Here is a 14,595-nt window from a genome sequence, read left to right on the forward strand (position 1 = left end):
GACAAGCACGTGAAGCCTCTGGTGGGTATCGGGCGATCTTGGTCGTGAACCCGTCTACCAGGGGCTTCACTCACGTGTCGAACCAACCGCCCAGCCCAGAGACCAGGTTGGCAAAGGCTCAATGACTGCTCAGCCGGGCAGCAGATACGACTACATCGACCTCGACTACGAGCTCTCCATCGGTGCGCCCGAGGCTATCGACCTGCTGCCGCCAATCAAGTGGGGTGGGGCCGAGATTCGTTGCGATGACAGGGTCTCGCACGGAAGCTCGGTGGGTTGCGTGGTTCCCTGGTTCACGCCGACGTTGCGGGTCTCACGCGCGATGTACGGCTCGTCCGCGGACATGATCGAGTGGGCGCAGCACAACCTCACGGGCAGTTGGGGGCTTCGAGGCAGCGGGCAGCCTCTTCACCGCCTCCAGAATCGTCAGCAGCAGATGTCGAATCGGGCTGCGATGTGCGGTGCGAGCAAGTTCACGCGAGACCCCGCTGTGCAGGACGATTCGTGTGACGAGTTCCCCTTCGCCGGCACCTACGAGAGCGCTGCGCTTAACGGTGTGGACCACGGGCAGGACTGTGCGCAGGTGACTGCGGTCCGCGCGAGCAGTTCGGGGGATCTGGCGGTGGACTGGCCCGTGGTCGCCCCGCTCGGCAGCTTCACGGGGGCTGAGAAATGCGTGAGAGGGCATATCCCCCGGGACCTCAACACCAACCTGGGTGGGATCTACGGAGTGTTCGTCGGGCAAGTTCTCCTCGCAGATGGCGATCCGTTCTGGGTGAGCGTCACCTTCTGACCGGCACTTGAGGCTCTCTGACGGTCAGCTCTGCAGGCTGACCGTCGGAAGGGCACCGTTTACGGCTTCCGGAGAGATGGATATCTCGAACTCTCTCTCGACTGCTAGCAGTGCAGCCGCCGAGGGGACCAGCCAGTCGTCTTCCTCGTCGGTGTCCCAGTCGCGGAAGAACCCCGTCTCAGACAGGGCGCGGTTCATGCGAGAGGGGTCCGCACCGGAGGTCAGGTGTAGCGCCCATGCATCGATGTCAGCCAGGAGGCTGCCATCCTGGGCGTGGCAGACACGCGTGGTCCCGTCCAGCGCTTTCCAGACCGATACCGCCTCGCCCCCCGCCGACAGTCGGGCCACTACGGTGGGTTCGCACAACTTGCCGTGCGCGGACACATCGAAGAGGAAGGTCCAGTCGTCGCAGCTGTACACGCGCGCGGCTGGTGCGCCGGCGGGCCACACGTACTCCTGCGCCGCCTCATGTTGGGTGTACAGCGGATACGGCGCCTGAGCGGTGACCTGGAGACGATCGAGAACTTTGCCGACCGAGTGCCCGTGGACGCACGTGATGCCGAAGGCGTCAGGTGGCATGCACCTGGCCAACTCAGCTTCCCTCACTTGTTCTCGCCCTTCCATGCGGAGCGGTGGGCGGGCTAGTACCGCCACGCTTGTACCCTAGATTAGCTTTCTGTATTGCGAGTTGCGCCGTGCCCGGCTTCAGGACGGGTAGTCCTCGGGCGGTCCGCGCGCCAGGTTGCCTGCCGGGGTCGACTCCGTGGTGGGTTTCTCCGCTCGTCTCCGGAGAGTGCGGCGCGGATCCCGGCGATCGGATCTTGAAGCGGAGGCGCTTTCCGTAGAGTGCTCGGGTGCTCGAGGGTCTCCTCGGGCTGTGCGCGTGCTGTGAGCACCTCCGTCCGTGCCACAACACCCTTTTCGTACCGGCCTGCGTCTGGCCGCCTGTCCCGAATGGTCGACGCGCGCCCGCGCAGCGGAGGCGCTGGCTTCGCATGCCGCAGACCCCCACGCAGCCGCACTGCACACGCTCCTGCTGGACGGCGAGGACACCGCAGTGCCGCGCACGGCGGCAGCCGCTCTGTGCCGGGAGGTCTCGATTGAATTACTGCGACTGGTTGCCGCCGCGCTCGCGGACGAGAAAGCGTGCGACTGGGTCTTCACCGGCAAATACGATGCCCTGGCCCGACAACGCTGGTGATCACCGGAAGCTGACACGTTGCTGCACCGGGCTGCTCCGCGGCAGCGACGCACGGATGAGAAGGGGCGTCGCGGAGTTGCTCGACTGCTTGCGGTACACAGCGGCATGCTGGCAGCCCGCTTGGCTGAGCACGGCTCCCGCTTGCTACCTGAGTGGCCCGCCCGCGGATGAAGAGTCCATGGACAACCGCGGGTGGCGCGAGCGGCCAGTAGAACTTCAGCTGTCTACGGTGTGCTGACCAGGGGTTGGGTCAGGACAGGGAGGAGCTCCAGTAGCGACGTCGATCAGCACCAGTTCACGGTCGCCGTCGGGACCCGGTTCCGCCAGGTACTCCCGCGACTGGGCCGGCGGCGGCGGAGGGCGGTGATGGGGATCGTGCGCCCTTCTGACCGAGGCGGAAGGTACTGCCCACACCATCACCGACCCCGCACACCTTGCCGACGTCCTGGTCGACCTTGCGCGCGTGCCTACCGGCTGCTGAGGAGCTGTTTGCCGCGGTTCGGTAGACCCGAGCTCCAGGTCGCCGGGCAAGGCTGATCGGGCAGTGGCGCCGGGGGCCCCCTTGCCTGTTGCATGGTGCCGTCTTCGGCAGGCCGGCCCGAGGTGGCCGCGTTGCGTTGGCTGCCGAGTGCCGCAGCAGGGGCAGGGATCCTGGCCGCGGGGCACGGACTGCCTCCTTCCCACACCCGCCACGCGTCGTGTCCCCGCGGCATCCCTGGCATGGCGGGCGGAGAGCCGAGGCGCCGGGACCGCCCGTCGCACGGCAAGGCCGGCCCGGGCATCGGAGCTGGCGGCTTTCCTCCCAGTAACGACCGCGTAACGGTTCTCGAAGCGAAACGGCGATACCCCCTATAGCTCCATATCGCCTGGGTGCTGCCTCACTGGAACGCCTCCTACGGTCGCCGGCAGTCGGTATTCACCAGACGTCCGAGGGGAGTTGGGCGTCTAACGGGGGGGCGTTTGATGCTGCGTCGGATCAATGTCGGTATGCGCGCGCTGGTGATAGCGACGGTGCTTGTCATCATGGCCGGCAGCGGGTGGCCTGAGGTCAGGGAAGCGCGGGCCACCACGGTTGCCGACGAGGCGTCGGACGCCGCGCGGTTGCCGCAACCCGCCCCCGCCCAGCTGGCCATGACGCTCGAAGAGCGCAAGGCCCAGATACGCAGTGGCTTGGAAGCCGGCGAGGCTGAGATACCGGACGGCGCCGCGCGACGGCCGGAGGCGAGCGATGGCGCATCTGTCGTGACGCCGTTGGCGCAGAGTGCGTGGACGGTTCTGCCGTGGGGTTCTCCGGGGGCACACGACACCTTGATGGGGCTGCGGACGAGTGTTGCCGTCCCGGGCATGGAGGTGCTTGCGAACGTCTCCATCTCGCACACGGGAGCACCCGCGATGAACGAGGTCGATTGGCGGGATGTCCGGGTGACCTGAAAGGTGAGGCCTTGTGCGCAGTCAGGTCGTGCAGTGGTCTATGACTTCGGCCAGGTTGTCAGCGCGCCTGACGTCGTTAGCGCGAGCTCTGTGCCGCCTCGAGCCGAAGCTCCCGTGGTCTCGGCCATTCTTCCGACGCCTTCGGAACTCGACTGCCCAGGCGACGATCGCGTGGAGTTCGCCCCGGTGCTGTGGATGATCGATGACGGGTCGGGCGATGTGGACCCTGGTCCGGCCGGCGGAACGGTGCTGCATCATTACATTGTCCCCGCTGTGGATGCAGCCGCCGTCTGCACGCCCGCCTGCGCCAGCACGGGCGGGTTCTCCCAGGTGACGAACGTGCGCGGTGCCGACGTGAATACGGCGACCGGCGCTTTCTCCTCGGTTGCGTACGACGGCGGAGTTAGCGCCGCGGGGGAGGGCTTTTCGCTGGACCGGGTCTACAGCTCGGGCGATGAGCGTGAGGGCGCGTTGGGGCCGGGCTGGCGCCTTCCGTGGGAGACAGCCCTGGAGGCTCTCGAAGACGGCGCTGTGGTCCTCCACCAGGAAGCCGGAGGCCAGGTGCGGTTCTCTCCTGGTCGGGACGACCTGTTCACGGCGCCGACCGGCGTCCGATCCGAGCTGCGGAAGACCGGCGATGGCTACGAGCTGGACCACCCCGGAGCTTCGTTCCTTGCACTATGACGAGCACGGGCGAGTCACCTTCATCGGCGACCGCGGCGGTAACGGCCTGAGCATCACACACCAGGACGGACGCCCGGCGGTCATCACGGACGACGTGGGTCGCGAGCATCGGCTCGCCTACGACGGAGGCCGCCTTGCCACGGTCACGCTCGCCGATGGACGGACCCTCGCCTACACCTTCGCTGGCGGACTGCTGGCCGAGGTGACCGGCCTGGACGGGTCGACTACCGGCTACGCACACGATGATGACGGACGCCTGGCATCGGTCACCGGGCCCGACGGCGGCACCCGCCTGGAGCTGACGTACGACAGCAGTGGCCGGGTCAGCTCGCAGCGTGATGCAGCCGGAGCGGTCACACGGTTCAGCTACGAGCGGGACGCCGGCATCGACTACGCCCACGCAACGAGCCCCGGCGGCGGGGTCTGGACCGACGTATACGGCGGCAACGTCCTGCTCGCGGAGATTGACCCGTTCGGGAACATCACCAGCCACACCTACGACTCCGACCGCAACAGAACCGCCATCGAGGACCCGCTGGGCAACAGGACAATCTACAGATACGACTCGCGAGGGCGTGTGACCTCGGAATCCAGCGGAAGTACCAGCACCACCTGGCGGTACTCCGCGAACGGGCTCGTCAGCGAGATCACCGACGGCGCGTTCCGGAAGACCTTCCTGTCGTATACCGACGAAGGCTGGCTGTCCGAGATTACCGACGAGCTGAACGCCACCACCGCGCTCACCTATACGGACGACGGTTACCTCCAGACGGTCACCAGTCCGGAAGGGCGGACCGTCACCTACGCGTACGACGACTGGGGTAATCGCACAACCACCGTCCTTCCGGAGGGCGATGTCGAGAAGCGCCGCTACGACAGCAGCGGTCGGCTGCTGACGGTCGTTGACCCGCGGGGCGCCGAGGCTGACGAAGCTGAGGGCTACACCACCTCTTTCACCTACGACAACGCGGACCGCATCATCTCGCGCACGCTCCCAGACGGGGGCACCGAGCGCTACACGTACAACGCCAACGGTCACCTCGCGTCCTTCGCCGACGCCGCAGCAAATGTCACAGAGTACTCGTACGACGCAGCTGGCCGGCTCGCTGAAATCAGCGAGACCGGCGGGCGCGTCACCCGCTACGGGTACGACACGGCTGGCAACGTTCAGCAGGTCACCGGGCCGGACGGCGCGAAGACTGCCTTCGCCTACGACGAGGCCGACCGCCCGATCTCGCGAACCACACCGCGGGGTGGCGCGGACGGCGCAAACCCCGAAGCGTTCACTTGGAAGTTCGGCTACGACAAGGCCGGGCGCCCGGTCACGGTGACCGATCCACTAGGCGGAACCACCGAGCGCGCGTTCGACAACGACGGGCGGATCACCGGGGTCACCAATCCACTCGGCCGCACCCGTCACGTGTTCTACGACGGCAGCGGCAAGCTGCAAACACTCAACCACTGGGCCGGCGGAAGCACCCGCTACACCTACGACAAGGCCGGCCGGCCCACCCGCGTCAGCGACCCGCGGAACAAGAACTACCACTTCAGTTACGACGCCGACGGCAACCTCACCGAGCAGCGCAGCCCCGCCGGGGCCGTCACCACCTACGAGTACGACGGCAACGGCCAGCGGGTCGCAATGACCGATCCCAGAGGCAACGCACAGGGCGCCGACCCTGACGACTTCACCTGGCGTTACGCCTACGACGATGCGGGACTGCTGATCGAGATCACCAATCCTCTCGGTCATACGCAGAGCACTGCCTACGACGGCAACGGCCGGGCAACCGCGCTGACCGATGCACTCGGCAACACCACCGAGTACCGCTACGACACGACCGGGCGCCTCGCGGGGATCACCGCCCCGGACGGTGGTATCACCGCCTACGCCTACAGCGCGGCCGGCGACCTCGCCACCCGCAGTGACGCCAACGGAAACGTCACCGACTACGGGTACGACCAGGCCGGACGGCTCACCTCCGTCACCGACCCCCTGGAACGGGTGCGCGAACTCGACTACGACCTCGACGGGAACCTCACAGGGGAGACCAACTCTCGAGGCCAGACCAGCAGCTACGAGATCGATGCCCTCGGCCGCGTCACCACCGTCAGCTACTCCGACAGCACCCCGTCGGTCTCCATCGACTACGACGCCATCGGCCGTATAACCGAAGTTACCGACGGAACCGGCACACGGAACTTCCCGGGCTTGGACTGGCTCGGACGGCCGACCCTGCTCGACCTCCCCGACGGCCAAGGCCGACTGGCATACAACTACGACTACGACGGCAACGTCACCAGGTTCACCACCGAATCCAACATCGCCACTGCGTACGGCTACGACGATGACAGCAGGATGATCTCGGCGAGCACACGCAACCGCACCACTGCCTACGAGCGGGACCCGTCCGGCAACATCACCTCCATCACCTCCCCCACGCCGAACCGGCACATCGAGAACCGCGTCTACGACGCCGCCGGGCAGCTCAGCGCAGTCCGCAACACCGGCCCCGACGGCGAACTGAGCTCTTGGGAGATCACCCGGGACGCCAACGGCCAGCCGCTGATCGTAGATGTGGTGCGAGCAGGTGAGACACACCGTCGACTGTTCGCCTACGACGTCAACGGCCGCCTCACCCAGGAATGCACCGTCGCGCCCGACAACGACAGCTGCCCCTCCGGCGCGGCGACCACCGACTACACATACGACCTCGTCGGAAACCGCCTCACCCAGCAGACCGGCACCAGTGTCGTCGAGAACCTGTTCGATGAGGCCGACCAGCTCACCCGCTCCACCACTGGCAGCGCCGCCACCGATTACGCATACGACGCCGACGGAAACCTCGTCTCGGCCGGGGAAGACACCTTTGGATACAACGCCGCTGGCCGTCTCTCCTGGGCGCAGACACCCGAGGGCCGCACCAGCTACGGGTACGACGCCGACGGCAATCGCACCAGCGCTAGCCTCGACGGCCAGCTGCTCCGGACGAGTGTGTGGGACATCGTACGGCCGCTGCCGCAGCTGACCGCTGACTACGACGGCTCCGGGCGGCTGATCAGCGCCTACGCCTACGGCGCCGAGGACCGGATCCAATCCGGGCACCGATCCTCGGCCTCGGCCGGTTTCGAGCAGTACCACCACGACTGGATGGGGTCCGTCGCCGACCTCACCGACCAAGCCGGCACACCGCAACACCGCTACGAGTACACCGCCTTCGGCGTCACCGAAGCCACCCAGCTCGACGCCGACGCCCAGGCCAACCCCTTCACCTTCACCGGCCAATACACCGAACCCACCACTGACGCCGTCGGCCTCAATCTCCGTGCCCGCAACTACCACCCTGACGTAGGCCGCTTCACCAGCCCCGACCCCGCGCCACGCTCCGCCACAGACCCGTACACCAGCTCCTACGCCTACGCCGAGAACCTCCCGACCACCCTCACCGACCCCTCCGGCCGCTGCCCCATCTGCGTCAGCGTCGGCATCGGAGCTGTTCTCGGCGCCGTCGTCGAGGGCGGTATCTACGCGTTCACCACAGACGACTTCGGCTGGGCCGGCCTCGCCCAGGCTGCCGGCAAGGGCGCCGTCGTCGGCGGCCTCGGCGGCGCCCTCATGCCCGGCGCCGGCAACGTCGCCGCCCGCAGCCTCGGCCTCACCGGCGCTCGTGGCCTGGGCGCCTCCGCCGGAGTCAACGCTGCCGTGGGAGCTGGCTACGCCTGGAGTGTCAACACCGTCCAATGCCGCCCCACCAGCCCCACCGATCTCCTTCTCGGCGGCCTCGGTGGAGCCGCCAGCAGTCTCGCCGGCCCAGCGGCTGAGTGGGCGAAGGGGCTGCGGGGTCCTTCTCGAGGCACCACGCCAACCTATGGGCCGGGCGTGGGATCGGAGCTGGCAGATAGTGTGACGCTGACTGGCAGAACCGATCAGTCCAGCGTCATCACCGGCCATGGCGTCTACATCCGAGGAAGTGGTGACTTCACGGTACCGCCCGGAACATTCATCAAGTTCTACGTGCCGGATGGCAAACGCCTCAGCGATGCGAAGGGCTTTGCGGTCGAAACAGGCACACGCATACGCCCCACCGAAACCTTCGGCCCCGGAAAGACGGTACCCAACTACACTGTCCTCCCCCCGAATAACCTCCGAATCAGCTCCAGATCAATCAGCGTTACCCAACCCACCCAGATCGGCGATATCGTTCGACCCAACATGGGCGCGTGTCACGCCGCGATCTGCAGAGAACACCTGAACCCGGGAGATCTGAGACGATGACGCACTACGAAGACCTGACACCATACGAGTACGACGACGAACCACTCCCCGGCGGCGTCAACATCGGATGGCTGTCCAAGCAGCACCCTTACCGCCACGGCAGGACACCAGAAGGACTGGTCGAAGCACTGGCCCACCTTGCAAAAGATTCGAAGAATCGGTACCGGGGATACCACCACTGCGAGCTTTGCTCCAGCTTTGAAGAGGCCGAGCAGAGCGCTAGAAGAGAGGGCCTGTTCATGGGAAACGCCGAAATCCACATCCCCGGGGGAAGCGGCATCACCTATGTCGCGCCCACACTGATCGTGCACTACGTTGAGGCCCACGAGTACCTCCCGCCAGATGCATTCATTGACTCTACACTGAGGTTTTCTCAGCGAGTTGATCTTCGCGAATCGGGTTGATCTGGTCCGTGCGGGCTGGGGTGGACAGTGGTGGCCCGGGTGTGGACAGACGTGAAGCCCCTGGTAGGACGGTTCTCACCACAAGATCGTCCGTTGAACCAGAGGCTTCACGTTGGTCCCCTATGCTGCCATGCTCGACGTCCCACGCCACCTCGTGGAGTATCTGGCCCGTCTGCTTGCCGCGCACCGTCGCCGGATCGGCACTCCGAAGGGCTCCCGGGCGCTGGGCCCCTTCCGACAGGCAACACTGGTCCTGCGCTGGTTCCGCGAGGCCGGCTGCGTGCACTGCCTGGCACGGGACGCCTCGATCTCGCAAGCCACCGGCTACCGCTACCTCCACGAGGGCATCAACGTCCTCGCCGACCACGCCCCGGGCCTGCGCGAGGTCTTGCGCCGCTGCCACTCGGCAGGACTGAGCCACGTGGTCCTGGACGGCACCCTCATCACCTGCGATCGCGTGGCGGGGACCACGGAGAAGGGCAACGACCTGTGGTACTCCGGAAAAGCCAAGCACTTCGCGGGCAACGTGCAGTTCCTCGCCGCGCCCGACGGAACGCCCCTGTGGGTCTCCGACGTCGAACCAGGCAGCGTCCACGACCTCACCGCCGCCCGCATCCACGCCCTGCCCGCGCTCTACCCCGCCGCCCGCGACGGCCTGCCGACCCTGGCCGACGCCGGCTACACGGGCGCGGGCCTTGGCATCCACACACCCCTCCGCCCACACCCCGACATCCCCTCCCCACTCGCCGCAGACAACCGCACCCACAACCAACTCCTACGCGGCACACGCGGCCTCGGCGAACGCGCCGCCGCCGAACTCAAGCAACGCTGGCGCGCACTCCAGCACGTCACCCTCAGCCCCAACAGAATCGGAGCCATCACCAAAGCCGCCCTCGTCCTCAACGGCTCATGGAAGTAAGCACCGTTGAGAAAACCTCAGTGTTCCATTGTTCATGCTGGGGGTGAACACGTTCCGGGTGTCCATGTACTTGTCGCTGTTGCTGTACCGAATTTCCCAGGGCTCGTCCCACTCCTGGAAGACCGAGTACATGAACGAAACGGTGCCCGACGAATCGACCTTCCTGAACTCGATGGCCTTGTTCACTATGTCGTCCTGCTTCCCCACCCAGGGGAACTTCACCTCGTCCGGTGCGCTGTTCCAGCAAGCTCCCGGTGCGAGATAGAAGCTCCATTGAGGGTAGTCCCGATACCGAATGGCGATCGCGTGCGAGCTTTCGTTCGCTACTGCGAAAAGAAGCGTGTCCATCTGGCTCTCCTTTGCTGTCTCCCCCTCGGAGGTGGCATCTCCGGTTGCCACGTGCAGGCAGTACCTGGTTCAACCATTCGAGGGGGGGCGATGCCAACAGGCTCAATTCCAGAGAAGCACGGTGAGGTTTTCTCGGCGAATTGATCTTTGCGAATCGGGTTGGTCTGGTCATCGCGAGGTGGGGTGGGCAGCGGTGGCCCGGGTGTGGGCAGAGGTGAAGCCCCTGGGGAGGACGGCTCTCACGACAAGATCGTCCGCTGAACGGGAGGCTTCACGGGGGTCCCCTGTGCTGCGATGCGCGACGTCCCAGGCCGCCTCGTGGAGTATGCGGTCCGTTGGTCGGGCACCGTCGCCAGATCGGCACCCCGAAGGGCTCCCGGGCACCGGGCCCGTCCGACAGGCAACACTGGCCCTGCGCTGGATCCGCGAGGGCATCAACGTCCTCGCCGACGATGCTCCGGCCTGCACGAGGTCTTGCGGTGTTGCCACGTGGCAGGGCTGAGCCACGTGCTCCAGGACGGAACGCTCGCCTGCGATCGCGTGGCGGGGAGCACGGAGAAGGGGAGCGACCTGCGGGGCTGGTGGGGGTCGCAGTTGTGGCCCGGTGCCGCATCGACCACGTCGAGCCCCCGGCGCCACGCGCCCACAGCACAGGAGCCCGGCGTCAGGATGGCGCCTCGAGAACCTCGCCGCCCGCGTCGACCACCCGCCGGTGCGCCGCCTCCACCTCATCGCTCACCAGGTAGACCGCGCCGGGGCCGTCCGCATCCGCCCGGGTGCTCTGTCCGGGTGCCTCGTCGAGCCGAACCCCCAGGAGCGCAGCGCCCTCCCGGTGTCGTGGTGGTGCAGCAGCGGCCAGACGGTGGACGGGGAGGCATCAGGCGACATGCCGCTCGCCGTAGGCAACCCGACGCCACGCCCGAGAACCTCACGACCCGTCAGCGACCGGGCGTACCGTGGCGGGATCTTCCGGGCGTCACGGCGCAGGAAGACCGTCTGTGAACGGCATCGGCTCTGGTCGGCCGGCGGGGCCTGGGGCTGGATCCTGCGTGCCGTCCAGGCCGACGCCGGCCTCGCGAACCGGGTCGACTGGAGCACGGTCGGGGTCGGCTCGACCTCCTGCCGGGTACATCAGTACGCGGCAGGGACCCCAGGAAGGAGCCGCGCGTCCCGGCAGAGGACGACACCCCGACACCACCGCACCGAGGAGGGCTCGGACGGTCCCGGGGCGGCCTGGCCTGCAGGATCGACCGCGCCGGTGAAGGCGCATGCCGCCCTCGGGCCGTCCTGCTCACACCGGCCAGTGGGGTGATGCACCGCAGATGATCGACGCTCTCGAACGCACCGCCGTCCCCCGGCCGGAGGGCGGACGGCCCCGCGCGCGCGCCCGAACCACCTGGGCGGTGATCAGGCGTACAGGTCACGCCGCACCGAGTCCGGCGGCAACGAGAACCCCTGCCCCGCGACGCGACGAATCCTCCGCTCACTCTGCACGTCGTGACGCTGCCGGGGCGTCACCGATGGGCGCAGGACACCATCTGGAACCAGTCAGCCACCCCGCGGAGGCGGGCGGCCAGGAGCCCTCGCCCACGAGGGCGACGCCTCCCCGCATCAGCTCGACGCATGACTGATCGCGATGCGAGGACAGCCGGCCAGACTCATCGACAGGAGGTCCGTCCTTTGGCCGCCGGGCAGTGCCTAGTGGAGCGGCAGCGTGGCGGTGAGGCGTTTGCCGACGGCTTCGCGCCGCATCTGCAGGGAGGTGGCGACCGCCGTCACGATCTCGAGTCCGTGGCCACCGATGCGGGTGGGGTCGTGCTCGCGGACGGCCGGGAGAGCAGGGTCGCTGTCCCAGACGCTCACCGCGAGTCCGTCGTGCACCAGCTCCAGCTCCAGCATGTACGGTCCCGGCGCGTACTTGCGCACATTGGTCACCAGTTCGCTCACGACGAGCGGGAGCACCAGCCCCAGGTCCGGGCCGACCGGCACCTTGCTCTCCGCCTGCACGCGGGCGAGGAAGTCGGACGCGAGGGACCGCGCCTCCCCGATACTCGCACTGCCGTCGTAGGCGGCTGATGCCCGCAAGCGGCGCTCCTGGGTCTCCTGTCCCGGAACGTGCGAATCCTCCGCGCCCCCCTCGGCGCCGTCCCCACCCTGGGGGAGGCCTTGCACCATTCCTACCGCCTACCCTTCTCCCGCCGGTCATGCTCGTTCTGCGCGGGTGATGCGGTCCCGCGGTGGTGATTCGGGCCACACCGGCCCGCCGCTGTCGTCAGGCCCCCGGCGGCGGCACCCGTGCGGCGATCAGCGTGATGTCGTCCCGGGTGTCCCCCAGTTCCCGCGCGAGCGCGGCGCACAACTTCCGGAGGGGCATGGCCCGGTGGTCGGCCAGGCGTTGGCGCAGGCTTGCCATGCCGGTGTCGATGCTCTGCGACCGGGACTCCACCAGACCGTCGGTGTACAGCAGCAGCGTGGAGCCGGCCGGCAGGTCGGCCCGCTGGGTCGGGCGTTCCATGGTGGGCCGCGCTCCGAGCAGCGGGGCGTGGGGCCCGGTGAGGAACTCGGTGCCGCCGTCGCAGGCGAGCAGCAGGGGCGGCGGGTGGCCGGCGATCGACCACGACAGCTGCCAGGAGCCGTCCGGCCCGGGGTGCAGGCGCACCAGGATGGCGGTCGCCGAGTCGGCGTGGGTCAGCCGGGCCTGCGCGGTGTCGAGGCGCCGCAGGATCTCGCCGGGCGTCTCCTCGGGGCGGTCGACGGCCAACGCCCGCAGCATGTTGCGGAGTTCGCTCATGCGGGCGGCGGCCTGGATGTCGTGCCCGGTGACGTCGCCGATGACCAGCATGGTGTCGCCGCCGGGCAGCGGGAACGCGTCGTACCAGTCGCCGCCGACCTCGGCCGCTGCCAGCGCCGGCCGGTAGTGGGCGGCGAGTTCGATGCCGGGAACCTGCGGGAGGTCGGTGAGGAGCGCCTGTTGGAGGGTTTCGGCGATGGCGGCCTGCGCCGCGTGGAGGCGGGTGTTGTCGAGCCCCAGCGACGCGCGGCGGGCGACCTCCTCGGCCAGTTCCTGGTCCGGCTCGTCGAACGGGGTGCCCGTTCCGGTCCGGGCGAGCGTCAGGGCGCCCAGTGTGGTCGACCGCAGGCGCAGCGGCACGACCAGCACGTCGCCCGCGTCGGTGAGCGACAGCAGGTCCGGGCGCCCGCTCGCTGTCGGGCGGAACCGCTGTGTCGTTCCGCCCTTGAGGACCTTGGCGATCGCGGCGCGGTGCTCGGCGTGGTCGGGCAGTTCCGCCTCGTCCGGCGACGCCGGGAGCGCGTCGGGAAGATGGTGCGCCCAGGCGACGCAGCGCAGCACGTCCTTCTCCGCGAGGTCGATGGCAGCGGTGTCGGCGAGCCGGGGGACGAGTTGCCGCACCAGGCGCCACACCGCCTCCTCGGTGTCCAACGTGGTGGTCATCGCGAGGGTGAGCTCGCTGAGCCATGCGGTGTCGGCGAGTTCGGACTCGACCTGTTCGCGCCGGACCTCGCTGCGCGCGTAGCGGTCTGCGCGGGCCTCGACCCGTTCGCGCCGTTCGGAGATCTCGTTGAGGACGACCACGGTGCCGCCCGGGTAGCCGCTCTCCGGCGGCAGCGGCGCGGCGGACCACCACACCGGCAGCGTGGTGCCGTCGGCGCGCACCACCACCGCGCGGTCGTCGTTGACCCGGTGGTGACCGCCGGCCTGTTCGAGGGCGGTGGACGACTCGGGAAGGCCGTCGGTGTCCACGCGCGGCTTCAGCACGTGGTCCGCGTCGAGCCCGAGCAGTGCGCCGGGCGCGTAGCCGAGCAGTCGCTCCGCCCAGGCGTTGGCGGCGATGACACGGCCGCCGGCGTCCACCGCGTAGATGCCGGCCCCGGCTGCCGCGCCGAGTGACCGTAGGAGGGCGTCACCGGCGCCGGCGGGCGCGGCGAGCCGGATCTCCCTGGGGGGCTCCCCTTCGCGCATGACGCTCAGCCCCGGTGCCTGTGCGGATGTCGGGTTCACCGCGTTCCCTTCACCTGAGTCGCGCAGTGGGCACGGAGGTCGCCGTGTCCACGTCGGGAAACATCTCCACCACGCCATCCATACCCGTGATCCGCAGCAGACGCAGCACCTGCGCGCCGGTTCCCGCCAGTCGCAGGGCGCCGTCGTGGGCCTCCGCCTGCCGCATCGTGTAGACCAGCACGCCCAGCACGGTGGAGTCCATGAACGTCACCTGCTCCAGGTCCCACACCAGCCGCACCCGACCGGCGGCGACCAGTTCCGCCACGGTGGAGCGCACCTGGGGGGCGACCGCCAGGTCGAGTTCGCCGGCGAACGCCAGCACCGTCCACGTGTTCCCCGTCCCGCTGGGGGTCGGATCGGACACCGAGATCCGCACGGTGCGTCCTCCTCACACTCCCGGGTACAGACCTCCGATCATCCCACCTACGGGTTCGCCCTCGCCCCGGGGGCGCGCCGGGCGCGCTCTGCCGGGCGGGGGCGCCGCCGGGCGGCGCTGCGTGCGCCGTCCCGGGGTGCGC

General features: G+C 68.4%; 12 protein-coding genes and 1 pseudogene. 8 read left to right on the plus strand and 5 right to left on the minus strand.

What is annotated here, in order from left to right:
- Window positions 1-121: 121 nt before the first annotated feature.
- The gene (locus tag HCN52_RS14095) at window positions 122-793 is read left to right on the plus strand and encodes a hypothetical protein (protein WP_209314525.1); all 672 of its coding nucleotides are present in this window, start codon (window positions 122-124) and stop codon (window positions 791-793) included.
- A gap of 24 nt (window positions 794-817) precedes the next feature.
- Here HCN52_RS14095 and HCN52_RS14100 read toward each other — a convergent pair whose 3' ends face one another.
- Entirely contained in the window at window positions 818-1,372 is a 555-nt protein-coding gene (locus tag HCN52_RS14100; protein ID WP_168088787.1) for a DUF6461 domain-containing protein, read from the minus strand.
- Between the two features lie 325 nt (window positions 1,373-1,697).
- Between HCN52_RS14100 and HCN52_RS14105 the strand changes: the two genes are divergently transcribed.
- The 6 genes from HCN52_RS14105 to HCN52_RS14130 all read left to right on the plus strand — a co-directional run bounded on the left by HCN52_RS14105 (window position 1,698) and on the right by HCN52_RS14130 (window position 9,708).
- Complete coding sequence (locus HCN52_RS14105) at window positions 1,698-1,994, plus strand: hypothetical protein (protein ID WP_312876693.1); 297 nt, start codon at window positions 1,698-1,700, stop codon at window positions 1,992-1,994.
- A gap of 963 nt (window positions 1,995-2,957) precedes the next feature.
- Complete coding sequence (locus HCN52_RS14110) at window positions 2,958-3,425, plus strand: hypothetical protein (RefSeq protein ID WP_168088788.1); 468 nt, start codon at window positions 2,958-2,960, stop codon at window positions 3,423-3,425.
- A gap of 33 nt (window positions 3,426-3,458) precedes the next feature.
- On the plus strand, window positions 3,459-4,109 hold the full coding sequence (locus HCN52_RS14115) for a DUF6531 domain-containing protein (protein ID WP_168088789.1): 651 nt from the start codon (window positions 3,459-3,461) through the stop codon (window positions 4,107-4,109).
- Window positions 4,099-8,385 (plus strand): putative adhesin, encoded by a 4,287-nt coding sequence (locus tag HCN52_RS14120; RefSeq protein ID WP_168088790.1) that lies wholly within the window; start codon window positions 4,099-4,101, stop codon window positions 8,383-8,385. Before HCN52_RS14115 ends, HCN52_RS14120 begins: the two co-directional genes overlap by 11 nt.
- The gene (locus HCN52_RS14125; protein ID WP_168088791.1) at window positions 8,382-8,789 is read left to right on the plus strand and encodes a DUF7919 family protein; all 408 of its coding nucleotides are present in this window, start codon (window positions 8,382-8,384) and stop codon (window positions 8,787-8,789) included. Before HCN52_RS14120 ends, HCN52_RS14125 begins: the two co-directional genes overlap by 4 nt.
- 112 nt (window positions 8,790-8,901) lie before the next feature.
- The gene (locus HCN52_RS14130; RefSeq protein ID WP_168088792.1) at window positions 8,902-9,708 is read left to right on the plus strand and encodes a transposase family protein; all 807 of its coding nucleotides are present in this window, start codon (window positions 8,902-8,904) and stop codon (window positions 9,706-9,708) included.
- Here HCN52_RS14130 and HCN52_RS14135 read toward each other — a convergent pair.
- On the minus strand, window positions 9,697-10,056 hold the full coding sequence (locus HCN52_RS14135; protein WP_168088793.1) for a hypothetical protein: 360 nt from the start codon (window positions 10,054-10,056) through the stop codon (window positions 9,697-9,699). The genes HCN52_RS14130 and HCN52_RS14135 overlap by 12 nt on opposite strands.
- A gap of 837 nt (window positions 10,057-10,893) precedes the next feature.
- On the opposite strand from HCN52_RS14135, the pseudogene HCN52_RS25450 reads away from it, so the two are divergent.
- A pseudogene (locus HCN52_RS25450) lies at window positions 10,894-11,485 on the plus strand (transposase family protein); the annotation flags it as partial.
- A gap of 269 nt (window positions 11,486-11,754) precedes the next feature.
- Here the strand turns inward: HCN52_RS25450 and HCN52_RS14140 are convergent.
- From HCN52_RS14140 to HCN52_RS14150, 3 genes are all read right to left on the minus strand, one after another.
- Window positions 11,755-12,141: an ATP-binding protein gene (locus tag HCN52_RS14140; RefSeq protein ID WP_168088794.1), complete on the minus strand. Its 387-nt coding sequence runs from the start codon at window positions 12,139-12,141 to the stop codon at window positions 11,755-11,757.
- Window positions 12,142-12,328: 187 nt separating this feature from the next.
- Window positions 12,329-14,077, minus strand: a complete 1,749-nt coding sequence (locus tag HCN52_RS14145; RefSeq protein ID WP_168088795.1) for a SpoIIE family protein phosphatase — start codon at window positions 14,075-14,077, stop codon at window positions 12,329-12,331.
- Window positions 14,078-14,087: 10 nt separating this feature from the next.
- On the minus strand, window positions 14,088-14,453 hold the full coding sequence (locus tag HCN52_RS14150; protein WP_168088796.1) for an STAS domain-containing protein: 366 nt from the start codon (window positions 14,451-14,453) through the stop codon (window positions 14,088-14,090).
- Window positions 14,454-14,595: the final 142 nt, after the last annotated feature.

Origin of the sequence: Streptomyces bohaiensis, assembly GCF_012033785.1 — a bacterium.
GTDB classification, from domain to species: Bacteria; Actinomycetota; Actinomycetes; order Streptomycetales; family Streptomycetaceae; genus Streptomyces; species Streptomyces bohaiensis.